The following is a 24,648-nucleotide window of genomic DNA, read 5'->3' on the forward strand; positions in this document are numbered from 1 at the left end:
TGATCGTGCAACCGCACGATCGGCATGCCGCTAAGACGATTTGGAGAAGCCCATGCGCGCCCAGCCAACGGCATCGCACTATGTCAACGGACGCTACATAGACGACGAGCAAGGCGCGCCACTGCCGGTCATCTATCCGGCAACCGGCGAGACCATCGCCCTGCTGCGCTCGGCGACGCCGAACGTGCTGGAACTCGCCATCGAGGCTGCGCGTGCCGCGCAACCGGCTTGGGCGCGGCTGAAGCCGGTGGAGCGCGGCCGCATCCTGCGCCGCGCCGCCGACATCTTGCGCGCCCGCAACGCCGATCTTGCCCGCCTCGAGACGCTCGACACCGGTAAGGCGATTCAGGAAACGCTGGTGGCGGATGCGCCATCGGCCGCGGATTGCCTGGAATATTTCGGCGGCGCGGTTGCAGCTTACAATGGCGAGGCTGTCGATTTGGGCGGGGCCTTCGCCTACACGCGGCGCGAGGCGCTCGGCGTTTGCGTCGGCATAGGCGCCTGGAACTATCCAATCCAGATCGCCGGCTGGAAATCCGCGCCCGCGCTCGCCATGGGCAACGCCATGGTGTTCAAACCATCGGAAAACACGCCATTGTCGGCATTGGCCCTGGCCGAGATCTACAGCGAGGCAGGCCTGCCCGACGGGCTGTTCAACGTCGTGCAAGGCTATGGCGATGTCGGCGCCAGCCTAGTCAGCCACGATGTCGTGGCCAAGGTGTCGGTGACCGGCTCGGTGCCGACCGGCCGCAAGGTGCTGTCGCTCGCCGGCTCGAAGATGAAGCACGCGACGATGGAACTCGGCGGCAAGTCGCCGCTGATCGTCTTCGACGACGCCGATCTCGAGAATGCCGTCGGCGGCGCCATGCTCGGCAATTTCTATTCGACGGGGCAGATCTGCTCCAACGGCACGCGCGTCTTCGTCCAGAAGGGCATCCATGACCGCTTCGTCGACCGGCTCGTCGAGCGAACCAAGAAGATCCGCATCGGCGACCCACTCGATGCCGAAACCCAGATGGGCCCGCTGGTCAGCAAGGCACAGCAGGAGAAGGTCGTCTCCTACATCGCGGCGGGCAAGCAAGAAGGCGCCACGCTCGCCTGCGGCGGCAACGTGCCTTCGCTGCAAGGTTTTGAAGGCGGCTTCTTCGTCGAGCCGACGGTGTTCACCGGGGTGAGCGACAGCATGCGCATCGCGCGCGAAGAAATCTTTGGGCCTGTCATGAGCGTGCTGAAATTCGACGGCGAGGACGAGGTGGTCGAGCGCGCCAACGACACTGAGTTCGGTCTCGCGGCCGGCGTGTTCACGCGCGACCTGTCGCGCGCCCACCGCGTCATCGCCGAGCTGCGGGCCGGCACGTGCTGGATCAACACCTACAACCTGACCCCGGTCGAAATCCCCTTCGGCGGTGTCAAGCAATCCGGCATTGGGCGAGAAAATTCACTGGCCGCGCTGGCGCTCTATTCGCAGATGAAGGCGGTTTATGTCGAGACCGGGGATGTGGTCAGCCCTTATTGAGCAAAATGTCGTCGGGACAGCGCCTCTTTCTCAGCCGCCCTTCTCGGCAGTCCCATCCAGATACTGCGTGAGCGCGCACACGAGATGATAAAAAATGCTGGCCGGCACATCTGATGCCCGCGAGCGGCCGCGCTCGTCGACGCGGTCGATCCACAGACCCAGCGGCGCCGGGTCGATGTGCCAGCGGAACAGCCGGCCTACGCGTTCCTCGATCTCCGGCTTGAGATCGGGTCCGCCAGAACCGTCCAACGCAATCGCCGCCTTGACCGCTTCGGCCTGTGGCCAACTACGCGAGACCAGGTCCAGCGGCAGACCCTGCCGGGAGACGGCGCCATACGCAAGGCCTGTGGCGCGGTTGAGGCCATTGGCGATGGCCGAGGCATAGAGTTTCCTGGCGAAGCCACTCAGTTCGGCCTGGCCGCTAAGAGCGGCGAAATCGACAAGCAGCGCGGCCCATTCGAAATGATGGCCGGGCTCGGTCCAGGTACCCTTCTCGCCCGCCACGGGCCTCCAGCCGGCGTCGAAATATTCACCCAGCGTCCAGCTTTCGGGATCGAAGAAGTGGTTGCGGAACAGGTCGATGATGCGTGCCGCGCGGCGCAGATAAGCGCGCTCGCCTGTCGCCTCGTGCCAGGCGAGGAAGGCTTCCAAAAAATGCATATGCGGATTGGAGCGCCGCTCGCCCTGCCCGTCCGAGGTTTCGAGAAAGCCGGTCATGCGGCTATCCTCGAGATGGGCATCGAGGAAGGCGAAGGTCTCTTCGCCGAGCCGCAGCGCATCCGGATGGCCCGACATGTGGGCATGCGCCAGCGCCAGAAGCACGCAGGAATGATCGTAGGCGTCCTCGACCGGGTCGGCGACCGAACCGTCGATGTCGAGGGTACGCACCCAGCCGCCCCTTGCCGTTCGGCCGCTTCCGGCCATGAAGTCGATGCCGTGGGCGATGAGCCGGTCGGCCGGGCCGTCCCAGCCGCGTTGCTTGGCGACCGCAAAGGCGTAGACCTGGCGGGCCTGCGTGCGCATGCGCTTGGGCTTCATCAGCGGCGTGGCGTCGAAGCCAAGAGCCTCGTGGAATCCGCCATAGCGTTCGTCGACGCCTGATGTCGACCACAGCGGAAGCGTCTCCTGAAACAGCCAGTGATGGACGCGGCGACGCCAAGCGCCGCTTTCGATGACCCGGTCGTGGGCAGGCGTGAAGCGGGTTTCCAACCGGCCGGATTTTTCGAGCTGCTCGACGATCTTCTTGACGTGCTGGCTATGGCTGACCGGGGCGACGAAGGTAGCGTCCGATGTCGAGACGATGGCGACATCTCTCATGCCGATGGCCGACAGCAGCCGGCCATCGCTGCGAATGTAGGAATTCTCGCAATCGATGGCGACGACGTCGCCGGCGATGACATTGCCTTGGCTATCGGCAGGCCCGACATCGAGCAGCGACTGCCAGGAGCCGAGATCGTTCCAGCGAAAGCTGGCCGGCACCATGGCGATGTCCTTTGCCCGCTCCATGATGGCATAGTCGATCGAGACCGAAGGAATGGCGCCGTAGAGGTCCAGCGGCATGTAGAAGCCGGAAAGGTCCGATGTCGCAGCCTTGTAGGCAGCTTCGGTCGCCTGCCAGATCTTCGGCTCGAAAGCTGCGAAAGCATCACGCATGGCGCCGGCGCGAAACAGGAAGATGCCGGTGTTCCAGTGGAAATTGCCGGCTTCGAGATAGGCCTGGGCGGTGGCAAGGTCCGGCTTTTCGACGAAGCGCGAGACATCGAACACGCCTGCTCTTTCGGCGGCGACTTCGATGTAGCCATAGCCGGTCTCCGGCTGTGTCGGCTTGAGGCCGAACACCACCAGCCGCCCGGCGCTGGCAGCGGCGGTGCCCGCCTCGACGCTCTGCCAGAATTGCCGCGCGGTCGAAATCTCGTGATCGGACGGCACCACCAGCACCAGTTCGTCACCGAATTCGGCGAGCGTGCGCAGGCTTGCCAGCGCCACCGCCGCGGCGGTGTTGCGGCCGGTAGGTTCGAACAGCGGCCCACCGCCGGCAAGGTTTATGCCGGCGAGATCGGCATGGACGCGCTCGGCATGGCGTTCGGAAGCGATCATGAAGATGGGCGTATCGCCGCTGGGCCGTGACGCCAGCCGGCGCAAGGTCTTTGCCAGCATCGAGCCGTCGCCCGAAAGGTCGTGGAACTGCTTGGGATTGTCCTCGCGCGACAGCGGCCAGAGCCGCGAGCCGACGCCGCCGCTCATGACGAAACTGACGATGCGCTGGCTCATGATGCCCTTGTCAAAAGATCTGGTTGTAGGCGCCGACTTCCGGACTACGGCGCAGCACCGCGTCGAACGTCTGCCGGCGCCGCTGCCACGATACCGGGCTCTCCACCACCACGACAAGCTCCGGCAATCCGAAACTGTTGGGCCGTGCTTCGCCAACGATCCTGAGGGTCAAGACTGGAAATCTCCGGGCGGCTGGAAACACAAATCGCGCAAACGTTTGCCGAGGAGTGCCCTACCACGGAAGCCTTTAAGCGGCGTTTATTCGAGGCGCTGAAACAGGCTCGCGAAGAAAGCTGGCGAAATGCGACAGAAGTGCTGCCATTGACGCTTGCAGGAACCAGATGCGGCGGCTATAAGCCCGCGTCTGGTCACGGAGTGTAGCGCAGCCTGGTAGCGCACCTCGTTCGGGACGAGGGGGTCGCAGGTTCAAATCCTGCCACTCCGACCAGAAAAAACAGGTACTTACGCGTTTACTGCTCCCGACACCCCACAGATTTCCCCACAGATTGGCATTGTTTTTATCGCCGGTGAGGCTCGACAGTGGCCGGTCGAAGACGACGAAGCTGAGATGCATTAGCGTCGCGGCATCACCGCCGCTCCTCCTTCCACACTGGAACGGTCTGGATCTTGAGCGCCTTCAAGCGGCGGATCACCAGGCCCACGGCTTCCCTGCCAGTTGGGGCGAAGGCTTCGACATGCGGATGGCCGTGGGCTGGATCGTTCTCGCACCTCATGCGCCAGCTCAGAGAGTCGACGTCGACATCACCGAAGATGCGGATCAGATCGTCCGGATAGTAGCAGTGCTGGCGCTTGCAGTAACCGCAGCGCACGCGCACCAGGCGCAGGCCATCGTTGAGGTTCGATAGCGGGTAGTCTTTCCGCTTTGGCGCATAGGTCTCTGGCATGAGAACAGAAAAGGAACAATTTCCTGTTTCGTCAAGGCCGATGGCGCGCGCCTTTTATGATTCCTCGCGAAAATCCTGCAACGAAGCGTGCCGCAGATCCTCCTCGCCGCGCAGGTGCTTCACACGCCCGATAATCCCGGACTTGACCCATTGCGTCGCCGGCCGCTTCATCCCCTTGGGCGCCGGCCCGGCATGCTCCTGGACCCGTTTCCACAGCCGCTCGCGGATCGCCCGGCTGGAATTGATGAAGGCAGAACCGACATACCGACCGGTCTTCCGATCGGCCATCAGCGCAAAGGCGGGCTTGCCGGCCTCACGCTCAACGCCGAGCAGGTCGAACTCGCTGACGGCATAGGCCTTGATCTTCAGCCATGCGGTCGACGTGCCGCTGCGGTATTTGCTGTCACGCCGCTTCGAAACCATGCCCTCCAGGCCGGCTTTGTCGACCAGGTGGAAGATCGCCTTGGCATCGCCGGGCAGCGCCTGGCTGAACTGGATGTGCTGTCCTTCGGGGATCAACTCGGCAAGGATCTCGCGCCGGTCCTCCAGCGGCATGTCGCGCAGATCATGGCCGTTGAGGTGTAGCAAATCGAAGGCGACGAAATAGAGGTCCTGCTGGCGGCTGGTGATTGCCTTGCGCAGCGCGCCGAAATCTGAAAGCCCGTCATCGTTCAGCACGATGATCTCTCCATCGATGATGGCGCTTTCCACATCGAGCCCGGCGGCGGTCCTGGCGAGGTCGCGGTATTTGGCCGTCCAGTCCAGCCCCCGGCGGGTGAAGATGCGAACGCCGGTTTCATCCTTGATGATCTGGGAGCGGTAGCCGTCGAACTTCACCTCGTGAATCCAGTCATCGCCCTCGGGAGGCTTCTCAACCAGGGTAGGCATCAGCGGCTCGATGAACTTCAAACGCATGCACAGGACTCGCGAACGGCGATTCAATCAGCTTTAGCTAAAATGGTTCCGGAACTTTTACCGCAGCGACGTGTTCGTTGCCTCATGAAGAACGATCCTGAGGAACGAGCCGCGTTGCAATTGATCAGGCGCACGATCGAGGAGCACTGTCCGCCCGGCGTGCTGCCCAGCGAAGAGATGGTCAACGGGCTCTATAGCCCGACATTGATGGGCGAGGCCGAGGCGATCGCCGCCGCAATTGTCGCCACGGTCGAGAGATTGCAATTGCAGACGACTGTGAAGCCGCTGGCGCCGAACATCAAGGCGTAGCCAGAAACGCGAAAAGCCCGCCCCGGCGAACCGAGGCGGGCCTAATTGGACGAATGAACCTGGTTAGGCGGCCGGCTCTGCCTTGGGAACCGGCGTGAAATCGACATAGTAGCTCTGGCCGATCACGATCTGCTCTGCCGCTTTCGGGTTGTCGATCTGGAATTCCGCATGGCCGGACGGTGTCGCCTTCTGGAAGGACACGTCCTCCGCGACCTTCTGGTCATACTCGCATCTGAAGATGGCCTTGGCGCCACCCCACGCTTGTGCGAACACGTTTTCAAGCTTCATTTTTGCACGAATGCCCATCTCTTCATCTCCATGAGTTGGGGTTACCCGGAACCGCCGGGCGCGGATCACTTCGCCCGCGCGATCTCCTTGGCGAGATCGCCGACGTCGCGGCGCAGGTCACCGACCTCGTCGACGAAGCGGTTGCCGACCTCGATCAGCCGGTACAGGGCCGCGCGCTGCTTTTCATCGTCTGCGCGCCCTTCGATCAGTTCTTTCGTGTAGGACTCGATCGCCTCCGCCAGCTCCTTGACGGCGGAGTTGTCGACCAGCGCGCCGGCGACTTCGACCTGGCGCTCGGCCGGTGTCGCGTTCTTGCGTCCATAGCCCAGGCCGAAGGCGGCGAGCACGCCAAGCATGCCGAGGCCGATGAAGTTGGCGAAGGGCACGAGCTGTTCCGCCGGTATGCCGAAGATCATCAATGCCTCCGATGGCCAGCACCGACATCAGCCCATGCTCGAAAGAGGTTCCACATTTCGATCGCCATGAAGGTGGAATAGGCGATCACGCCTGTGCCGCCGCCGTCGACGGTCAGCCAGGCCATGAGAACACCAAGGGCGATCTGCCCCCAGAACACGCAGGATGCGATCGAGGCGCCGGCCCGCAGATGCGGCGAGAAACGGAATTGCCGGAAGGTGCCATTGACCGTCAGGGCGCCGAGGCGCAACAGGGCGGCGAACAGACATATATTCGCCCATGTCGCCTCGCTGCCGTAGCTCGCGATCACCGTGAACGACCTCGCCGAAGAGAAGGTCGAGGGATCGGCGGCGAGCACCGCCGACCAGCCGAACAGCGCCGCGGTCATGATCCATTCCGTGACGCGCATGCCGAAGTGCTGGCGGATGCCGCCGGCTATTCGCAGGATGATCATGCTTTCAGCTCGGCCCGCCGCGCGGCACTGGCCCTGCTATGTCGGTCGCACTCGGCCGGCGTGTAGAACTTCACGGCGCAGCCGGGCGCCATGGTGCGGTCGATCTTGTTCTGGTCCTCGACCGTCTTGCCCTGCGCGCCCGCCAGGCTGTTACCGACGGCCGAGCGTAGCGCGGGAACACCGCTGACGCCGGAAGTCCCACACCCCGCCAGCAGCAATGCAGTCGTCAAAAGACCGGCTGGCCTCAATGCCTTTGTTGATCGCATCCTGGTTCTCCTGTCGGATCTGGTCGCGCACTTCCTGCGCGCCCCAATGCTTGATGAGTTCGTAGCCGCCCCAGAGCGTCCCGGAGACGGCCGCCAGAGCGGCTACGATGGCGATGATGTTGGCGACGGCCGGCGAGACGCCGAGCAGGCGCGCAACGAGGGTGATGAGCCAGGTCATGCGCGCTCCCCCACGAAGCTCGCGCGAGCCGCTCCCTCAAGACGATCGGCAATCTCAACCATGTCGACGCCGGCGATCCGGGCATAAGCCTGGAATGCGAGCACGGCGGCCTCCTCCGCTCGCCAGTGCCGCCAGAATCTTTCGTCGGCGACACCGCGCAAGGTCGGGCTTTCCGGCAGGCCGAGGAGGCATGCCAGCACGGAATGGCCGATTTCATGATCGCGGCTCATGGCCGCCGTGTCGTCGCCATAGCCGAGCTCGCGGGCACGGGCGCGATAGTCTTCGGTAGCCTGCGGGACGGCCGGTATTTCCTTGCCGTCCATCAGGTGCGTCACCGTCAGGCCATTCTCATGCATGGCCACGACGGCGGCGCCGAGGTGCAGCGTCCGCATCACGCAAGCACCGGATCGGGAGCAGCGGCATCGCCCACCGTCTCGATGTCGCCCTCGTCGGTCTTGCGGCTCTTCAGCCAGCCGAATATTGCATAGGCAGCAAGGCCAAGGCCGATCGCCCCGGATCCTGCCAGCAGTATGTTGGCGACCGTCTGCGCCGTGTCTGCTTCGATGCCGGTGAGGTAGCCAGCAGTTTCGGCGATCTGGTCGCGCGCCGCCACGACAAGGACCATCAGGCCGCCGGCCTTGGTCGCGTCCTTGACCTCCGGCACCTGGCTGACAAGCTGCTGTCCAGGCTGCTCGGCCGGGCTCTGTTTCCACGCCTCGAGGCGCCGGAATGTCTCGGGGCCGGCAACGCCGTCCGCGGTGATCTTCTGTGCGCGTTGGAAATCCTTCACCGCATCACGCGTCGAGGGACCGTAGTCGCCGTCGACCTTGACCGCGTAGCCGGCGCGCAGCAGCAGAGTCTGCAGGTCCCTTACCCTGGCGCCTGCCGAGCCCATGCGCAACATACCGGTGGTAGCGGAGACCGGCGCCGCCCCGCTGAGCCGCTTGTAGGCCGCCGCCATTTTCAGGCGGTAGCCCATCTTGCGGAAACCGCTGCCGTTGTAGCCGCGAGCAAACCCGGTGAAGTCGAGCCGTTGCAGCTCGTCGTCCAGCCCAAACTTGTCGATGAAGCGGGCCATGAGTCTTCACCAGGGCAAAGACCTGGCCGGCGCTCTCGACTTCGGCGACGGCCTGTAGCGCGAAAGGTGAGCATTTCAGATGTGCGGCGAGATCGCCGATCGCGGCGATGGTCGATGCATCGAACATGGCAAGTCCTTTCCACCCTCGCGGGCAGTTGTTCGGTTTCGAATTTTGGCTATGGTCGGCGCCGGGAGGGGCCGATGGGGGATATCAAGGTCAGGTACACGGTCGAGACGATGCGCGGCGGCAAAGCCGTGGCACGCACCGACGTTCAGGCCGGCAGCATGGATGCGGCGGCGGAAACGCTTGGGCCGGTCAAATCCGGACTTGGCCGGGAGCCGGAAACAGGGGATTGGATACGGGTGACGGAGTTCGTCAGCGGTCGGACGAACTGGTTTCGTGCTGGAGATTAGAGCAATTGCTGAGGGCGGGGTTTTCGGGTATCAAATGCCCATGAAGCTTTTGGATAAATTGCTGGATCGGCATGAATGGCACGTAGTTGAACGCCCTTGGGGGCGTGTCACGCTTGTTGACGGTACCGAATCCACTGAGACCTATGTTTGGGGCCGCAAGATCAACGGCGTCTGGAGCTATCGCGACCTGACGAACGACGAATACAATCTCCACATTGCGGAAATTTCGATCTAGAGTTCGGCGCTTGCCGTCCAGTGGCCTTGGACGATGTATGCGGACTTTGCTGCGGCGCCGACGACAGTCAGGTTCACGTCGAAACCCTCTTGTGAGACTGTCGTGGCAACGGCCGTGGCACTGCTGTCCTGGTAAGACGAAACGCCATCGTACCACTGCCACCTGCCATTGGTGCCAGTGACGCCGCCCCCGGGCTTGTAAAACGTCAAAGTCGGAGCAACACGCATCGTCGTGCTGAAAGGCATGAACCCGACACCAATGGCGGTGGTTGACCAGCCAAAGCCCGGCTTCCAATGAGCGAGCACACCCTCTGCGGGCGCAGTAGCATAGGGGAAGCTCTTCTGAAAAAAGGCCTTGCACAGGTTGAGTTCGGTCTCCCATGGCCTGCGCTCGAAAGGTGTGCCAACCGCGCCGATCTCCAACTGCACATCGGTCACGGCCCATGGGTCACCTGTGGTTGCCGCCGCTGGATCGTCACACCAGATGAAGACAGCCAAATTCTTGGTGCTGGCAGTGTCGAGTGTGGCCGCCACAGAGAACCTTGTGAAAGCCGCAGCATTGGCAGCGACCGCGACTGGCGCGACGTTATTTTCCAAGGTCCAATTTGCTGCAAACGTCGGGATCGTACCGTCCGCGTTCCATGCTGAGATCGGATTCGTCGGCGCGTCCGCCGTTCCTGTCCAAGCCAGGACAGCCGCCTTATAGCCGGCGAGGTTTGCTCCCTGCGAAGCTTCGAAGGAAAGCGTCACCGTTTTCCCCAATAGCCCAATGAGATTTTTCTGCTCAATGATTTGCAGGAAGCCAAATTTCTTGGCGGCGGTGGCTGTCAGCACTAGCAGCGAATTCAGACCATTGGTGGGAATGACAGACGTCGACTGGCTGACATTGGCAATATTATTCCCGTCCGAAAGCAGCTTCCAGCGATCGAGCGTGTAGTTGCCGCTATTGTTCAGCGAGCCTGTCGACGTGTACGACGTGCCTCGCTGGGATACCATCATCGCACCGTTGATCAGCACATTGCGGAAGCCTGCCAGCGGGCCGGTGTTCTGTGATGTCAGGCCAGTGAGTCCGCCAACGCCATCGAAGGTAATGCCGCCAATGAACGATTTCGTCGTGCCTTCGGAGTAGAAAGCCCAGTTGTTGGTGCCATTCGAAAGCTGCTTGACGTAGTGCCCATAGTTGTTGACTACCGTGCCGCCGAGTTTGGTTATATCCCAGATGCTGGAGCCGAACCGGTTAGTGATCGTGCCTGCCGTGATGGCTGGCAGATCGACGTGGCCATACATGTTGGCTAGCGTGCCCGTCGAGCCGTAAGTCGTCCGCCATTGCAACCCGGCGAAGTGGTTATAATCCTGTGTGCCACCCACTGCTACCGTGGCGTCAAACGAGGCAGCAGCAGTCCCCCCAGCAGTCGGAACGTTGTACGTGGAGTCGTCAGAGAACGGATGATACCCACCAGTTCTGTCCGCTGTTACCGCTTGGGCAGCAAGGAACGTGATGCCTGTGGTGGCCGGCGCTCCGGGGCCGGCGTGGACGCCAAAAACTTCAGCACCAGGGGCACTGGTTGAGCCGAGCCGAAGAACGCCGGTATCGGAGAGGTGCGAGGTAGATGCCTGCGTCTGCTTGCCGGTGGTGCCGTCGAACCTTGCCAGGGCGTTATCCGCAGCAGCATCCGGACCCGCGATAAATGCGTCCGTATCTACGGTTTCCCAATCTGTTTCGCCATCGGCGTCACTTGATTTGCGCAGGAACTGCCCAGTAACCCCTCCCGGTGGCAGGCCGTATCCGCCCACGCCCAGCCCAGGAGCGCCCCGCGGTCCCTGATCGCCTTTGAGTTCAAACGGCCCTTCCCACGCCGTGCCGGTCCATCGATAGAAGGCAAAGGCCACGCCGATCTCGGCATGCAGGAACAGGAAGCCTTCATCGCTGGTCGAGAGGGTGATTGCATTACGCTCAGCGATCGTGCCGGATGCGTTCGGGTGGATGCCTGCCAGCGAGAGCGTCACCAGGACGCGTGAGAGCTTGTCGTAGAGGTCGACGACACTGGCGGCATCGGAACTCTCGCGCACGATGGCATAGTTGTATGTGCCATCGGCGCCGGTCCACTTCACGGCGCCGGTCAGATGGGTGTCGTCGGTCACGACGTCGATCGGCATCGGATTGCCAGGCGCTTCGACATAGAGCGTCCCGCCCTTGACGAGCGAAACGGCCCAACCTGTATCCGTGCCGACAACCGCAGCGCTGCCATTCGTCACGGTGACCGTGCCGGTATCGTATATCGATGTCATGGATGGTTCCTAAAGGCTCTGGGGGATGCCGAAAATGTAGTAGCGGATGCCCTTAAGCTGCGAGTTGTAGAAGGCAGCGCCAGGTTGGATGGTCCACGGATTGTTGTTTGCGGCGAAGAGGTCGACGCTGGTGGTTGAGAGCATGTTGGCCCATGTCGAATAACCGGAGGCTTGCCCCGCCCAGCTCGGGTTGTTTACGAAGACGCTGTGCTCGCCCCAGACCGCGGATGGCTCGTCGAATACCGTTGCAACCGCGGGAAGGTTGTAGACCGCTCCCACCTTCGGAAAGAGCAGCAGCCCGTCAGGGTTTGTGACGGTGACATTCGCCTTGCGGACGCCCTTGAACAGGTCGGACCCGGACAGCACCGTTGGAAAGTCGCTTGTCCAGTTGAGGAAGCCTTCCGCGAGGATGGGCAGATAGACAAGTCGAGTATCGATCATGATGTCGTTAAGATTCGACGCCACGTCCGATGATCCAGGCCGCTTCACCTGGATATAGTCGCCATGGCCATCATTACTCTTGAGAAGGATCTTGCTTCCGCCTGTCGTTGGCACTTCGCCGGAGTCCGCGTAGACCACATAGATGATGTCGATCGAGAAATTGCACGTGCTCGTGATGGACAAGGTGGTGCCCGACATCGTGTAGGTGAAACTGTTGGCATTGGCCGTGAAGCTGCCGATGAACGGCGGATGCCAGAAGGCCGGTTCGCTCGTCTTCTTGCAGATAAAATCCATATACGTCAGCGCGGTCATCGGCAGGCGTGTGGTGATGTTTACGGTGGCATTGGCCGCCACCGTCACCGTCCCGGCAGCCATGATCTTGGCCGGGATCCGATCTTCGTGCAGGACATAGTGGAGTGGGTTTGTGTCGGCTACCGTCCTGCCTGGAAGAGCTACCCTGGCAATGCCAGGCGCGATCTTGACGACATCCTGACCAGACACTGGCGTCGTGGCGTTGTTCGGGATCGACTCCGAATGTATGGGCAGATCGAAGACGGTCATGAGACAGCGCTTGACCGCGGGATTGCCGACAGGGTCCGAAACATAAGCGGAGATTGCCGGTCTATTTCGCCCCGAAGGGCCAGACTGCCCGGAGTCGCGAGCAAGAACGGTTCTGCTCTTCGAACCTATGTACGAAAATATCTGACCGTTGCTGCCGTCGTTGCCCGAGATGTCGACATAAGGCCCTTGAAATTGATTGGTGCTGAAGTTGATCGTTGGCCGGTACTCAACCAGCGGGAAAAATGTGAATCCGTATCGCGCGTTGAAATACTCGTAGAAGAAGTACCATTGCTGCACGGGGCCACCTGCGCCGCCTCTATAGCTGTCAATTCGGATCTGGCACGTGTTCTTGTCCGACCCTGGCGGGTCGTAATAGTGATTTGGCGATAATGCCGTGCCGCCGGACGAAGGATATGTTGCGTCGTCGATCTCGACCGCAAAGATATCCTTGACGTAGCCGACATTCTGGATCTCCGAGTTGAAGCAGAACTTCCCGGTGTCGGTGTTCGGCACCGTCAATGGATCATCGAGATTGCTCTTCATGATCTTGACGAAGGGGATACTGCCGCGGCGGCCTTGAACAAGGTTCGGCATCACGGCACCGAGATAGAGAAGAAGGCGTTGTTCAGGTCGAGCTTGACCGATCCGTCGGGGCTTTGGAGCAGGCCAGCCGTCACCGTCCCGAGATTGGCGATCAGCGATTTCAGGACACCGCCCTGGAACGTCAGAGGTGTTCCGGTGGTGGTGCCATCGGTGACAATGAACTCATTCGTGTTGAGCACGATTCTGGAGAACGGCAGCGCCGGGTTTCCACCAGTGAACCCCGCCTCGATATAGATTCCGGAAGAGATCCATACGGCGCCGACAGATGCCCTGACTTCGAAGGTCATGCGCGACACGACATCGCCGCTGCCGGCCTCCGCCCTGATCCGGAACAGGCCGCCGGCAGACACGTCCCCGACCGATGCTTGGACGCCAAGGATCGCCGTCGCCTGCGCCAACAGTTCTCCGTTGATCTCGTCGACGCTGGCGTCAAGCTCGAGGAAAGCCGCCGCACTGGCGTCGCGGAACCGACGCGCTACCGCATTGTCATGAACGGCCCGCCCCGCTGCTTCCAACGTGGCCGCCGCCAATTGGGCAAGCTTGTCGCGATCCGCTTGCAGGCTCGCCGACATGCTGGTCAGGAAGGCGATCGTGTCGGCCTGGAGCTGCGCCAGTCCGACCGAGACGTCGATCACCTCCGCCGGCGTCGAGACCTGCGACCACGTGGTAAAGAACGTGGCGCGCGGCGGGTTGGTGATGATGCGACGCCGGTACTCATAGGTCTTGTTGGGCAGCACGCCTTCCGAGACCGTCAGCACCTGCACCGGCACCTCGGCGCGCTTGACGATGCTGTCGACATAGCCGCTGTGGATGCCGGACTGCGAACCCGTGGTGACGATCGCGGCGCCGCCCGGCGTCAGCGACGCGGTGAAAGTGCCGGAAGTCAGCACCGTCTTGACATAGAGCGGACTGTCGGGCGTCAGGCCGGTGGGCAGCGCACCGGTCGTGGCGAGATAAAACAGATCATTGGCCGACAGGCTGTGGCTCGGCCAGGTGATGACGGCTGGGTCCGCAATGGACACCCCGACGCCAGCCGCTTCAGGCCGGTATTCGACGTCGACGGCCGACACTGTGACATCGTCGAACGCATCCCACTGGAAGCGGATGCCGGTCTTGCGGTCGGCCGACCCCTCGACCTTGATCTGAATGCCGACGGCCACGAAATTGGTGGCCGATACCGCATAGTCCGGCGCGCCGGGGACCACCGGCACCGTCGGCACGGTAACATATTCGCTCGGATCGAATATATCGGCGTCGACTTCCTGCAACGATAGATAGATGTTGCGGGCCGCCTTCTCGCCGAGCGGGCCAAGGCGCTTCTCCAGGAGCTGAAAGGTGAACGTGCCGTATTCGGCTGATGTCCACCGCGCCCAGCGGCCGACCTTGGCGTCGGCCAGGAATTTCGGATGGATGCAGATTTCGCCATTGGCCTGGTAGCGGCTGGCCTTGAAGGCGATATCGGCCAGACGGTCGGCAACCTCGGAACGGTTGACGGCGCCGTAAGGCACGGAAACGGCCAGACGCTCGCCATCCTCGGCCAACGCAGACGGATTGATGCGGATCGCCATAGGCGTCGACTGGTAGAAATTGTCCGGCTCAAGATAGGTGCCGGCCATGGTGTTGATCAGTCCCGACTTGGTGCGCTTCCGCGAAAAGCGGAAGCTCTCGTCGACCATGATGTCGTCGTCGGTGAAGGTCATCACGACCGACTGTGCGGCGCCGGCGATCGGGAACTCGCCCGAGGCATCCTCGACCCAGGTGGCAGCGCCAGCCTCAAGCAATGGCTGAAGGTTCTGGTCGTGCGTGACGCCAGCGCCGGCGGCAGCGATCACGCCAGCCGTATACCGCTTGCCGGTGCCGACCGTCTCGTCGCTGATGTTCGCAGCGAGGGTCCACATGTCGAGCGGCAGGCGAGACGCCGGAGCGCCCTTGCCGACCATCATCTCGGCGCCGTTGAAGATGCCGCGCTCCAGCGCATAGGCCATCAGGAAATTGTTTTCGGTGAATTCCCAGGTGTCCTGGTCATTCCAGCGATGCGAGCCTGAGCCGCCGACGGAGCTGTCCTTGCGCCAGTCGTAGAGCGGCGCGCCCTCGATCTCGAAAAACGCCTCCCAGGGCTGTTGCAGCTTTTCACGATCCAGGATGGAGGTGACGACGGCATAGGCAACGCCGGCGCCGCGGTGATCCGACGTCCAGCGGCCGGGTGGATTGGCTTCTTCAATCAGGTTCGGATCGGCCGCCTGATCCATCGTGCCCTTGTAGAGCTTGACATAGATCTCGGCATCGATGTCCTGAATGCGGAAGCCCCTTTCCGCGTCCTCGGGGCCGCCGAGCGTCTTCCATTCGCCCTCGTAACGAACGCGCTTGATGCCGGTGATGCGGAAATGCGACAGGACACGGACATCCTGGACACGCCGGTTTCCAGAACTGTAGGCATTGCGGTAGACCAACTGGCCGGCGATGCCGACTGTGCCCATTGCGACCGTGCGCGCCAGGTCCTCGCCGTAGGTCGTGTCGAGCTGCGCGGCCTGTGCCTGCTGCTCCTGGCCGCCGAAGGCGGAGCCCAGCGCGTACCTGGCCGCGAGACCGAGCCCGAAGCGCGCCAATCCGGCGAGGATGGTCGAGCCGCCAAGCCATGACGCGACACCGCCAAGGCCGAGCGCGCTGGCGACGGTCGTGAAGAGCGGGACAAGGAACCCCACGAGGCTAGCCGACCTTGAACGCGGTCTTGACGGCGGTTTGCGGCAGGATCAGCCGGCCGGCTTCGGTGCGGACCAAAAACCCCAGGTCGCACATGAAGCCGGCGCACAGCACGCCGGCCTGCTCCACCACGCCGACATCGCCGCGCTGCGCCATCAGCCGGCCGATCTCGGGCAGGCCGAAATAATCGCGGAACACGTCCTCGACGGTTCGGCAGCCTTCCCTGCGCATCAGCCGTGCGGCGCCGGCCTCGCTTTTGTAGCGGCCGCGCCAAGGCTCCATGATGTCGACGCCGGTGACAGCCTCGACGCCGGCAGCGGCGGTCAGCAGGCAGTCGGACTGCCCCCACACGCCGGGCGTGGTGGCGATCTCCGGGACCAGGCGCGCAAGGCGGCGGTCCCAGTCTGGCAACCGGGTTAGGGTAAGCATTGAAATTCCTGGAGTTAAGCTTCAGTCGAATTTGATGTCGAAGGTCTCGTGCTTCACCTTCGAGGCGTACTGAAAGAACATGTCGCCGGGTGAAACGAGCTGCTGGTCTTCATGGCTGGCCGTGCGATAGCCATCGCGGAAATTGGCGATGGCGCCGGAGCGGACGTTAACGACCAGCTTCTTCTCTCCGCCGTCGCGGGCATGGTCGATCGTGTCGATGAAGCCGTACGCGCCAGGCTCGGCATGCAGGAACGACCTGTCGTCGGGATCGAAGTAGAAGTCGAACACCGTCAGCGGCGCGTCCTTGTAGCCCTCGCTCTCGACCAACAGCAGCTTGTCGGGGGTCAGGCCGGAATCGCGCTTGGCCGGCAATTCCACGGTGAAGGTGGAGGCTGCCGTGCCAAGGCCATAGACCGGCTCGGACACAGTGATCAGCGAGTTCGGCCAGTAGATCTGCCCGTCTACCGTGATGTCGCCCTTGCCGTTCCAGAAGCCGTAGGTGCCTGTCGTGCATGCGACCTTGATGCCGGAGCGGATGACCGCCCGGCCTTCGGAAAGCACCTCCTGCAAGCGCGTCGGGAAACTCATTTAGGAATCTCCACCAGGGTGAATGTGGCGACGGGTTTCAGCTCGTCCGTAATCGAAAACGAGCCTGGCATGACACGCATATTGGCGACAGGATCCTTGAAGCGGATCACAGCCGCCGCGGTAATGTAGGAAGGCACGGTAGGCTCGACCGTGAGGGTGATCGTGCCCCCTGCCGCCACCCCGCCGGTCTGAATTCGAAACAAGGAATTATAGTCGCCAACCGTCGCCGAGATCAGGTCGCCCGGCCCGAGCGTCAGGCCGTCGTCAACGCTGTTGACGACAAGCTGGTTGCCGGTGATCGAGACCAGGCTGCCGTTGTTGGCCAGCGCTGCGGCACCGGCGTTGCCCCAATAGGCCCGCGGCAGCGACATGTGCTTGGGCTTGTAGAGCACCGTCTGCAAACCTGCGCGACAGGCATCCTTGAAGGCCTCGACAAGCAGCCGATCCGAAGCTTCCAGCGGCAGCGTCCGCATCTGGATCGTCCAATAGGCATCCGCATACTCGACGAACGCCATCGCGCGCGAGCCGGACCGGGAAACAGATACACTTTCCGTCAGTTGCGGATAGGAGACCTGGAAATGGACGGTAGGAAGGTCGATGGCCGTCATTTCAGAAGCCCCAGCGGTTTTGCCTGCTGAATGGCCTTCACGGTGCGCGGCATGAATTCCTTGTCGAGGAACTTGCGCAGCTGGTCGAGAACCGCGGGCACGTCTTCCTTTTTGTCCATGCTGAGCTGCGGCGCGAATGTGAAGCCGAAGCTCTGCGACGCGCCGGCTGGCGCTCCGGCGAAGCGGTCCATGTCAGGCACTTTCGGAATGATGACGCCGCTTCGGTCCGGCACGAACAGCTCGGGACGCTTCTCGCCGACGATGTAGGGCTGCCCGGCCGTGACCGGGCCGCCGCCGGCCCTGAATGTGTCCTCGGACCAGGGGATGCCGCCGCCTCCGGTACCGCCCCCGAACAGTTTGCCGACACCGCCGAGGATGGTGCCGAGCAATCCACCACCGCCGCCCCCGGCCGCGCTGTTGGCCTGCATGATGGCATCGATCAGATCGTTCTCGATCTTGTCGACGATCTTGTCCAAGGCATTCATGGCGATGTCGCCAAGATCCTGCCAGTCCAGCTTGCCATCCTGGAGCGCCGAACGGAGATCGCCGAAGGCGCCCTGCAACAGGTCGCGCTGAAGCTGCTGCGTCTGGCTTGCCGTGCGCAGATGGTCGGCCTGCTCGGCATAGGCTTCCGAAACGGCATTGATGTCGGCGACCTGCTTCGCCGACAGCTGGGCATTCTGCCAGTCCTGGTCGCCCTTGCGGCGAGCTTCCTCGCGAACATCCTTCAGCGCCTGCTGCTCGAGGTCGAGCGCGATCTTGCGCTGCTGCTGCTCCTTGAAGGAAAGGCCGAGCGCCTGCTGCTCCTGCAACAGTGCGGCGGTACGGTCTTTCACCGCCTGAATTTCTTGCTGGACACGATCATCGGCAGTCGGGCGGTTTGACTTCGAACCGCCAGATTTCGGCGCTGGCGGAATGACAGTTTCAGCGGCCTTTTGGTTGCCCGAGAACCTCGAATTAAACGCATCGTCGGATAGCGATTGGTAGAGCCGGCCACCTTTGGCCGCAGCGTTCGGGTCAGAGTTCCCCGCTAGACTGCCCACGAGATCGCCTGCTCTGGCAGCCGGATTGGCTGATGCCCCAGGCGTCATGAAAATACCGCCAATCCAGGCTGGCGCCGGGATCTTGCTGAATTGCTCCCATTTCGCGAGCAACCTACCCGCCGCCGTGACATTTTCGTCAATCCAGTCAGCAGTTCCTACCAGCGCTTCTTTGAACTTGGTCTCGACGGTGTTGGCAACCGCGTCAAACTTCTTGTCAAGCTCATCAGCCTTGGCGATTGCCTCGCTTGAGAGGACCTGCCCCAGGTTCTCGGCCTGCCGCGACATGCTTTCCAAGGCATCAGAGCCGCCGCGAAGCATATTCACCAGGTCGCCACCACGATCACCGAAGGCGAGAGTTGTCAGCCGCAGCTTGTCCTGTTCGTCGCGCGCATTCTTCACCAGATTGGCGTAGTCCCCGAGAACTGCGGTATTGCTGCGAAGGCGTCCTTCCTGGTCGCGCAGCTGCACATTGTTGGCCTTCAGCACGCGCGAAAGATCATTTTCCGTTCCCGAGGCGACCTCGGCAAGGCGCTTGGAAAAGCCGGCCATGGCCTGGTCGAGCGTATCGGCCGACGCGCCAGTCTGCTCGGCGGCATAGCGCAGCTCCTGCAGCGCGTCTGTCGTCACCCCGACCTTGTCGGCAACGTCGCCGATGCTGGCCACTTCCTTGAGCATGTTCCTGACGCCATCCAGCGAAAGTCCGACGCCGATCGTCGCCAGCGAGGCGACGACCCCGCGCGACATGGCAGCGATCTTCGAGCTGAGCGCGTTGAAATCAGAGGATGCACCGCGCGCCGTCTGTTGGGTCAGTCGGCGAATTTCCGCCATGGCCTTTTCAAAGCCACTGGCATTCGCCGAAATGAACGCTTCTACGTCAGGACGCGGCATGGTTCTTCCGTCTCTTTTCCTGCTTGGCGCGGAATTGCGCTTCGAGGCCGGCGTTATCGGCCCTGCTCACTGGTTTCGGCTTGCTGGCGGGAAACTTGCCTTCGAGAGCCACGACGAGTTCAGCCAAAGTCGAGGACCAGAACGTCGACGGCGTCCAGCCGAGCGGCCCGGTCGCGACCTGCTGCCACATCTCGACAAAGCCCCTGACGGTCAGGGGCTTTGCACTTTTCCCTGGTCTTGTTCCTTCCCGCGCGCATCGGCCTTCACCAGATGCGCGGCGATGGCTTCGGTGAAGGCTTTGCGCCAGGCAATGGAATCGCCGGCGGTGAGACTGTCCTTGGCCGCCGCAGCGTCGCCATCGATAACGAAACAGTCGAGCGCCGCCTTTGCATGGCGCGGGCTGAACGAAATGAGCGATTGCAGAGCCGCCGACATCTCGTCGATACCGGTCATGCCGCTGAAGGCGGCGAGCCGATCGAACTCGATGCCGACGACGACATCGACAATGCCGATCTTCAGCGATGCCTCGCCGCGCAATGGGTTGGGCAGCTTGGTCATCACGCTTCAGCCGTAAACGCTTCGGTCGACCCATCGGCCAGCGAGAAGTTGGCATCGTAGGTCATGTCGCCCTCGAGCTCGCCGGCCAGCGTGATCGAGACATTATACTTGCCGGAGAAGTCGCCCCAGCCCGGCACCGAGATCAGGTAGTACCAGTCGCGCGCCTGGCGGGCGTCTTCCAGCATGCCCTTGCCGGCGGTGTTGTTGATCTGGAGGCCGGAGATCTGGAAGGTGCGGTTCTGGATGCCGGAGCCTTCGGCCTTGACCAGCGGCGCGCCGGGGTTGAGCAGATCAGGGATGGTGCGGTCGAACCGGTTGGCGCTCATGTCGAACGAGCGGCTGCGACCGCCGCAGACGAAATCATATTCGGCCGGATCGGTGGCGGCGGTTGGCATGTTGGTGGTGTGGCGGGCGATGGTGAGTGTTCTGCCGAGTTCCATTTGCCGTCTCCTTCAGAGCGGGGTTTCAGGGTTGGCGGAGCTGGCGACATAGGTCGCCAGGAAGCGGAGGAAGCCGAAGCCGAGCGGCTTCGCGGTCTGCGGGTCGATGGCGAACTCCGTGCCGGCGAGCGTCGTGTTGCGGGCAAGACCGGCCTGCCGGGGATCGGCAAGGATTGCCGTCTCGACCGGCACGCACAGGGCGTTGAAGGCGGTGCGCAGCGCGCCCGCGGCGAGATGGATGACGATGACGAATTCCACCTGGTGGCGGTAGGCGACATCGGTGCCGGAGATCTGCTGGTCGACGGTTGAGGTCGCGCGCGCCGAAAAGACGGTCGCGGCCGGCAGCCGTTCTTCCGGAATGTCGCGGGTGCGCGGGCCCGACGTGTCGGCAAAATCAGGGATAGAAGCCAGCAGCGTGTCGAAGCGCAACGCGATCTGTTCGCGGACATGCATCGGATCGGTCCCTTGTTCAAGCGGCGGCGAGCAGGACGCGCGTCATGGCGCGGCCATCGCGATGCACGCCGGCGGCGATGAAGGCCTCCCCGGCCGAGAGACCGACCGGAACGACCAGGATCGGCATCTCCTGCTCGACGCCCGGATCCGCTTCGGCGTCGATCGCCAGCGTGTGCGTCACACCCTCGACCGACGCGCCCTGCTCCTCGGCAAAGCCGCCGGAGCGGAATTCGCGGAAGATGCACGGCACGCGCCTGACGTCGCCGGCGGCGATGGTGACCAGCGCTTCATGGTCGCCGCCGAAGGCCGAGACGAAGGCCTCGCCCATGCCGGCGAACAGAGAAGGACGGATCGCCATCAGGCGGCAGCAAGCGCGCGTTCGGCCTCAGCGCGTTCGGCCTCGTCCATGGCCTGTTGCGCCTCGGCGATAGCGGCGGCGTCGCCGCGCTGTTGCGCCGCCTCAAGCGCCTCCCTGGCCTCCGCCACGGCGTTTTCCAGAGCCGCCCGGTCAGTCAGCAGGTCGGGCTGCTTGCCGCCCTTGGGCTTGCGCGGCGTGACGGCGCGCACCGGCGTGATGACGACCTTGTGCACATCGCGATAGGTCGCGATCTGCTCCTCGGTCAGCGGCAGGATGTCCGCCTCGATCGAGCCGTTCGACGGCACCTCGACGGTGCCGCCATGGGTGCGCAGCACCTTGCCGCGGTTGCTGGAATTGACGGCCTTTACGCGGATGGTTTCGACTGCGGTGTCCATGATGGTGCCTCCTTTGTAAGGCTGAACTGGGAGCTTGCGGGATCAGGGCGCGGCTATGCTGATCGCGCCAGAATGGCGATCTGGTATTTTGCCGTTCCACCGGCGCCGTTGGCGACGCGGATCTTGTCGCCGGTCGCGGCTGTCACCGTCGCAAGGCCGGCAGCGCCGGGAGAGAACGCGGCGAACATGCCGCCCGGTTCGATGGGAACGATTGCCGCCGAAAAGCCCGGAACCGGATTTGTCGCGCCGCCGAGCGTCAGGCTGGAGAGATTCCTCGCCGCCGCCCGGTCCTTGGGTTCGTTGACCACGATGATCCCGACCAGCTCGGCGGCAGCGACGGCAGCTCCGAGCGCATCGGTCAAAACACCGGCCAGGTCGATGTCATCGTTTGCCGAAGCGGCGACTGACCGTTCCGCCATGTAAAGAATGTCGATCTGCTTGGCGGCGACGCCGGAGCCCAGCGCGGCAGCGAACGAAATCGCGCCGTTCCAGAACGGTCCGCCGCCGAATGTATCCGCGCCTTGCTGCCCGCCGGAAACAGTCATCGCGATTGACGCTTTTGCGGTCATTGCCGGTAATCCTTCCTTGCAATCGTCGGCAGCCGGGCGTTGTTGCCCGGCTGCGAGACTGGTTCGCTGTTACTGGTTGACGCCCTTCTGCAAGACGTCGGGGCGAGCGCACAGATAGAGCGGGTAGGAGTAGAGCTCGCCCTTGGTCCAGGCCTGGCGATCCTTGTCGACGACGTTGATCACATAGGTGTCCTGGCCGCGCGTGTTGACGAAGGGGCCGAACTCGGCCGGCGCCATCGCCTTGATGAACACGCCGGGCGCATTGACCGGGAAGAACTTCACCTGGCCGGTCGGAACGGCGACGGTCGCGTTGTCATCCGTGCCGCGGTAGTTGTGCCAGACGATGCCGCCGAACTCGAAGCTCTCGAAAGCCTCGGTTTCGCGCAAAGCCTGCGCAGCCTGCCACTGCAGATAGAACTTCTCGACGTTCGGATGCGAGACGAAAGCGTCGTAGAAGTCGTCGCCGGCGATGGCATGGACCCGCGACGCCATGGTGAAGGCGCCCTTGGCGGCGCGGATGACGGCGCGTTTCACCTGCTGGCAGATGGCCCAGACATTGGTCGTATCGACATTGAGGTGAAAATTGACGGCATCGGGCTCGGCGATGCCGAACTCGGTGAAGTAGTTGTAGATGACGGTGGTACCGTCGGCGTCAAGCAGCTTGCCCTGCAAGGCGCCAAGGCGATGATACTCGTGCGTCAGCTCCATGTTGCTGCGCACCTTGCCCATCCGCCCCGCATACTCGACCTGGAGAGATTCGAATTCGCTTTCGGTGCCAAAAGCGCGGATGCCTTCGATCTCGTAGGCGTACATGGTGAAGGAATCGGCCAGGCGGGTGGTACGGAAGTCCCTGATGTCGCGGCCGTCGCGATCGGTCTCGCGCGGCGCGGCACCCAGCGGCGAGGTCGGGATCAGGGCCAGGGTCTGGCCTTTCTTCTCGACCGCGATGGTGCGGGTGTAGACCGGCACTGGTTCGAAGATATTCAGGGAGCCGAGCAGGTTTGGCACATAGTCAACCTTGTTGATAGCCGCCGTGAGGCTGACCATCGAGAAGGCCTTGTCGTTGAATGCGTCCATGGACAGCATGGCGGTTTCTCCATCGGCGGCGACATGCCGCGTTGTTGTGTTGGGAACCGGCTCGCGCCGGATGTGGATGGCGGGGCGCCAGGCGCTACCGGAGCGCCGGGCGCGGGATCAGCGGACGACGATGCCGCGCGCGTCGAGGGCGGCCTTGGTCTTGGCTTTCTGCGCGTCGTCGGCGCCGGCGGCGTAGATCAGCTTCGACGACTTCACCGCCGCCGCGCGGGAGATCACGGTGCGTTCATCCTCGACGGCGCCGATCGCTTCGAACAGGATCGCCGCCTCGACCTGGCTGCCGTCGACGGCGGCCGGGTCGTGGCGCTTGAACTTGTTGGAGCCGGCCGCGACGGTGATGTTGAAGCCGTCGCCGGCCACCATCGGCGTGGCGCCTGCGGTGATGGTGAAGCCGAGATCGTCGGCATAGGCGACGCCGGTCGTGCCGGACTTGATCCGGAACCCGTCGGGATCGGTCACGTCGAACTTGGTCGCGGCGGTGAAGTCGACCGAATAGACGCCGACTTTCGCGCCGGGGCCACGGGTCACGGCCGAGATGGTCGCATTGCCGGTATTGCCGCCCTTGGCGGCGGCGGTTGCGGCGCCGAGCGCTACCTTGCCGAGCACGGTGCCCGCCTCGAGTGCTCCACCCGTCGCGTCGATGGTCCCGACATCGCGAGAGCGGAAATGTTCCGCTTCGGAGATCAGGAATTCGGCGGTGCGCGGGCCTTCCACGAAGGTCGTCATGTCACTTTCCTTTCCTTTTCTGACGCCGGGCGCTTTTTCCCGAAGGCATGTCGGCGAGCCGGCGTCGTCGAGCGGGGAATGTCATGGCCGCCGCGACTGGTCGCGACGGCAGGTTTTCTCAGAGGTGGCTACTTGCCCTTGACCTTGACGCCGGCGGCTGCCAGCGGACCGTCCCAGGCTGCGCCGGCATCCTTGCTGCGCGGCTTCTCGCCGCCGCGGCCGAGCTGCGAGGCGCGGCTGCCCATGCGGGAGGCGAGATTGGTGGCCGACGCCGCCGGGCCGGCGGCCTTCAGCGCCGCAATCGCCTTCGCGGCGCGGTCGTTGGTGGCGAAGGCCAGATGCGCGGCGAGCGTCGGGTTGGCTTGCGCAGCCTTCGAGCCGAGGATCGCGCCGATGCGCTTGCGTTCGGCCTTGCGGCCCTTGGCGAAGGTGGCGCGATCGGCGGCCGACATGTCCTTGTCGTCCTTGTCGTCTTCCGCGTCGGGCTCGTCCTTCTCATCCTCGGCGTCGGGCTCGTCGTCATCCGTCTCGTCTTCGTCGTCGCCGTCCGTGGTGTCGACGGCCTCCGCCTTGTCTTCGTCGGTCTCGGCGGGCTTGTCGTCCTCGAGGCGCGGCTTGCCGCCCGTCGCGCGACGGATTGCATTCATCAGGCTGCTCATTGT

Annotated in this window: 31 protein-coding genes and 1 tRNA gene; 5 read left to right on the forward strand and 27 right to left on the reverse strand. The window is 63.2% G+C overall.

Annotation, left to right across the window (positions count from 1 at the left end; genetic code table 11):
• Positions 1-52 precede the first annotated feature (52 nt).
• Positions 53-1,516 carry a betaine-aldehyde dehydrogenase gene (gene betB, locus FJ946_RS02490; protein ID WP_140494788.1) on the forward strand — a complete coding sequence of 488 codons (1,464 nt, stop codon included), beginning with the start codon at positions 53-55 and terminating at the stop codon, positions 1,514-1,516.
• 30 nt (positions 1,517-1,546) lie between these two features.
• Here betB and FJ946_RS02495 read toward each other — a convergent pair whose 3' ends face one another.
• Both FJ946_RS02495 and FJ946_RS30665 read right to left on the reverse strand, forming a co-directional pair.
• Positions 1,547-3,787 carry an AGE family epimerase/isomerase gene (locus FJ946_RS02495; protein WP_140494790.1) on the reverse strand — a complete coding sequence of 747 codons (2,241 nt, stop codon included), beginning with the start codon at positions 3,785-3,787 and terminating at the stop codon, positions 1,547-1,549.
• Positions 3,788-3,797: 10 nt separating this feature from the next.
• Positions 3,798-3,959 carry a hypothetical protein gene (locus tag FJ946_RS30665; RefSeq protein ID WP_181167741.1) on the reverse strand — a complete coding sequence of 54 codons (162 nt, stop codon included), beginning with the start codon at positions 3,957-3,959 and terminating at the stop codon, positions 3,798-3,800.
• A 199-nt stretch (positions 3,960-4,158) separates the two neighbouring features.
• Here FJ946_RS30665 and FJ946_RS02500 point away from each other — a divergent pair.
• Positions 4,159-4,235: transfer RNA gene (locus tag FJ946_RS02500), tRNA-Pro, on the forward strand.
• A 139-nt stretch (positions 4,236-4,374) separates the two neighbouring features.
• Here FJ946_RS02500 and FJ946_RS02505 read toward each other — a convergent pair.
• Together FJ946_RS02505 and FJ946_RS02510 are read right to left on the reverse strand one after the other, a co-directional pair.
• Positions 4,375-4,692, reverse strand: coding sequence for a hypothetical protein (locus FJ946_RS02505; RefSeq protein WP_140732025.1), 318 nt, complete (start codon positions 4,690-4,692; stop codon positions 4,375-4,377).
• A 54-nt stretch (positions 4,693-4,746) separates the two neighbouring features.
• Complete coding sequence (locus FJ946_RS02510; RefSeq protein WP_140732027.1) at positions 4,747-5,607, reverse strand: ATP-dependent DNA ligase; 861 nt, start codon at positions 5,605-5,607, stop codon at positions 4,747-4,749.
• Between the two features lie 84 nt (positions 5,608-5,691).
• Here FJ946_RS02510 and FJ946_RS02515 point away from each other — a divergent pair, with 84 nt between their 5' ends.
• Positions 5,692-5,916, forward strand: coding sequence for a hypothetical protein (locus tag FJ946_RS02515; protein WP_140732029.1), 225 nt, complete (start codon positions 5,692-5,694; stop codon positions 5,914-5,916).
• Between the two features lie 63 nt (positions 5,917-5,979).
• Here FJ946_RS02515 and FJ946_RS02520 read toward each other — a convergent pair whose 3' ends face one another.
• The 6 genes from FJ946_RS02520 to FJ946_RS02550 form a co-directional block, all read right to left on the reverse strand.
• Positions 5,980-6,222 carry a hypothetical protein gene (locus FJ946_RS02520; RefSeq protein ID WP_140732031.1) on the reverse strand — a complete coding sequence of 81 codons (243 nt, stop codon included), beginning with the start codon at positions 6,220-6,222 and terminating at the stop codon, positions 5,980-5,982.
• A 47-nt stretch (positions 6,223-6,269) separates the two neighbouring features.
• Complete coding sequence (locus FJ946_RS02525) at positions 6,270-6,620, reverse strand: hypothetical protein (protein WP_140732033.1); 351 nt, start codon at positions 6,618-6,620, stop codon at positions 6,270-6,272.
• Positions 6,620-7,072 carry a hypothetical protein gene (locus FJ946_RS02530; RefSeq protein WP_140732036.1) on the reverse strand — a complete coding sequence of 151 codons (453 nt, stop codon included), beginning with the start codon at positions 7,070-7,072 and terminating at the stop codon, positions 6,620-6,622. The genes FJ946_RS02525 and FJ946_RS02530 overlap by 1 nt, the downstream gene beginning before the upstream one ends.
• A 150-nt stretch (positions 7,073-7,222) precedes the next feature.
• Positions 7,223-7,516: a hypothetical protein gene (locus FJ946_RS02540; protein WP_140732040.1), complete on the reverse strand. Its 294-nt coding sequence runs from the start codon at positions 7,514-7,516 to the stop codon at positions 7,223-7,225.
• Complete coding sequence (locus FJ946_RS02545) at positions 7,513-7,908, reverse strand: hypothetical protein (protein WP_140732043.1); 396 nt, start codon at positions 7,906-7,908, stop codon at positions 7,513-7,515. The genes FJ946_RS02540 and FJ946_RS02545 overlap by 4 nt, the downstream gene beginning before the upstream one ends.
• The gene (locus FJ946_RS02550) at positions 7,908-8,594 is read right to left on the reverse strand and encodes a peptidoglycan-binding protein (RefSeq protein ID WP_140732046.1); all 687 of its coding nucleotides are present in this window, start codon (positions 8,592-8,594) and stop codon (positions 7,908-7,910) included. The genes FJ946_RS02545 and FJ946_RS02550 overlap by 1 nt, the downstream gene beginning before the upstream one ends.
• Before the next feature lie 201 nt (positions 8,595-8,795).
• On the opposite strand from FJ946_RS02550, the gene FJ946_RS02555 reads away from it, so the two are divergent.
• Positions 8,796-9,008: a hypothetical protein gene (locus tag FJ946_RS02555; RefSeq protein ID WP_140732048.1), complete on the forward strand. Its 213-nt coding sequence runs from the start codon at positions 8,796-8,798 to the stop codon at positions 9,006-9,008.
• Complete coding sequence (locus FJ946_RS02560; RefSeq protein ID WP_140732050.1) at positions 8,995-9,243, forward strand: hypothetical protein; 249 nt, start codon at positions 8,995-8,997, stop codon at positions 9,241-9,243. Before FJ946_RS02555 ends, FJ946_RS02560 begins: the two co-directional genes overlap by 14 nt.
• Here FJ946_RS02560 and FJ946_RS02565 read toward each other — a convergent pair.
• The 17 genes from FJ946_RS02565 to FJ946_RS02640 all read right to left on the reverse strand — a co-directional run bounded on the left by FJ946_RS02565 (position 9,240) and on the right by FJ946_RS02640 (position 24,645).
• A complete protein-coding gene (locus FJ946_RS02565; protein ID WP_140732053.1) occupies positions 9,240-11,531 on the reverse strand; it encodes a hypothetical protein in 2,292 nt (763 codons plus the stop codon). The two genes, FJ946_RS02560 and FJ946_RS02565, sit on opposite strands and share 4 nt — an antisense overlap.
• A 9-nt stretch (positions 11,532-11,540) precedes the next feature.
• A complete protein-coding gene (locus tag FJ946_RS02570; protein WP_140732056.1) occupies positions 11,541-13,127 on the reverse strand; it encodes a hypothetical protein in 1,587 nt (528 codons plus the stop codon).
• Entirely contained in the window at positions 13,127-15,838 is a 2,712-nt protein-coding gene (locus FJ946_RS02575; RefSeq protein WP_140732059.1) for a hypothetical protein, read from the reverse strand. The genes FJ946_RS02570 and FJ946_RS02575 overlap by 1 nt, the downstream gene beginning before the upstream one ends.
• Before the next feature lie 4 nt (positions 15,839-15,842).
• On the reverse strand, positions 15,843-16,265 hold the full coding sequence (locus tag FJ946_RS02580; RefSeq protein WP_140732061.1) for a hypothetical protein: 423 nt from the start codon (positions 16,263-16,265) through the stop codon (positions 15,843-15,845).
• A gap of 21 nt (positions 16,266-16,286) precedes the next feature.
• Positions 16,287-16,853 carry a DUF2163 domain-containing protein gene (locus FJ946_RS02585; protein WP_140732064.1) on the reverse strand — a complete coding sequence of 189 codons (567 nt, stop codon included), beginning with the start codon at positions 16,851-16,853 and terminating at the stop codon, positions 16,287-16,289.
• Positions 16,850-17,461, reverse strand: coding sequence for a hypothetical protein (locus FJ946_RS02590; RefSeq protein ID WP_140732067.1), 612 nt, complete (start codon positions 17,459-17,461; stop codon positions 16,850-16,852). Before FJ946_RS02590 ends, FJ946_RS02585 begins: the two co-directional genes overlap by 4 nt.
• Positions 17,458-19,053: a hypothetical protein gene (locus tag FJ946_RS02595; protein ID WP_140732070.1), complete on the reverse strand. Its 1,596-nt coding sequence runs from the start codon at positions 19,051-19,053 to the stop codon at positions 17,458-17,460. Before FJ946_RS02595 ends, FJ946_RS02590 begins: the two co-directional genes overlap by 4 nt.
• Positions 19,054-19,378: 325 nt before the next feature.
• Positions 19,379-19,582: a phage tail assembly chaperone gene (locus FJ946_RS30670; RefSeq protein WP_181173414.1), complete on the reverse strand. Its 204-nt coding sequence runs from the start codon at positions 19,580-19,582 to the stop codon at positions 19,379-19,381.
• Between the two features lie 20 nt (positions 19,583-19,602).
• Positions 19,603-19,950 (reverse strand): hypothetical protein, encoded by a 348-nt coding sequence (locus tag FJ946_RS30675; protein WP_181173415.1) that lies wholly within the window; start codon positions 19,948-19,950, stop codon positions 19,603-19,605.
• Complete coding sequence (locus FJ946_RS02605) at positions 19,950-20,390, reverse strand: phage tail protein (protein ID WP_140732074.1); 441 nt, start codon at positions 20,388-20,390, stop codon at positions 19,950-19,952. The genes FJ946_RS30675 and FJ946_RS02605 overlap by 1 nt, the downstream gene beginning before the upstream one ends.
• 12 nt (positions 20,391-20,402) lie before the next feature.
• Positions 20,403-20,843 carry a hypothetical protein gene (locus tag FJ946_RS02610; RefSeq protein WP_140732076.1) on the reverse strand — a complete coding sequence of 147 codons (441 nt, stop codon included), beginning with the start codon at positions 20,841-20,843 and terminating at the stop codon, positions 20,403-20,405.
• Positions 20,844-20,859: 16 nt separating this feature from the next.
• Positions 20,860-21,201, reverse strand: a complete 342-nt coding sequence (locus tag FJ946_RS02615; protein ID WP_140732079.1) for a hypothetical protein — start codon at positions 21,199-21,201, stop codon at positions 20,860-20,862.
• A complete protein-coding gene (locus FJ946_RS02620; RefSeq protein ID WP_140732081.1) occupies positions 21,201-21,596 on the reverse strand; it encodes a hypothetical protein in 396 nt (131 codons plus the stop codon). The genes FJ946_RS02615 and FJ946_RS02620 overlap by 1 nt, the downstream gene beginning before the upstream one ends.
• Positions 21,597-21,649: 53 nt before the next feature.
• The gene (locus FJ946_RS02625; RefSeq protein ID WP_140732083.1) at positions 21,650-22,165 is read right to left on the reverse strand and encodes a hypothetical protein; all 516 of its coding nucleotides are present in this window, start codon (positions 22,163-22,165) and stop codon (positions 21,650-21,652) included.
• A 69-nt stretch (positions 22,166-22,234) separates the two neighbouring features.
• Positions 22,235-23,251 (reverse strand): major capsid protein, encoded by a 1,017-nt coding sequence (locus FJ946_RS02630; protein WP_140732085.1) that lies wholly within the window; start codon positions 23,249-23,251, stop codon positions 22,235-22,237.
• A 108-nt stretch (positions 23,252-23,359) separates the two neighbouring features.
• Complete coding sequence (locus FJ946_RS02635) at positions 23,360-23,986, reverse strand: head decoration protein (RefSeq protein WP_140732088.1); 627 nt, start codon at positions 23,984-23,986, stop codon at positions 23,360-23,362.
• A 128-nt stretch (positions 23,987-24,114) separates the two neighbouring features.
• A complete protein-coding gene (locus tag FJ946_RS02640) occupies positions 24,115-24,645 on the reverse strand; it encodes a hypothetical protein (RefSeq protein WP_140732090.1) in 531 nt (176 codons plus the stop codon).
• Positions 24,646-24,648 lie beyond the last annotated feature (3 nt).

Origin of the sequence: Mesorhizobium sp. B2-4-7, assembly GCF_006442685.1 — a bacterium.
Taxonomy (GTDB): Bacteria; Pseudomonadota; Alphaproteobacteria; order Rhizobiales; family Rhizobiaceae; genus Mesorhizobium.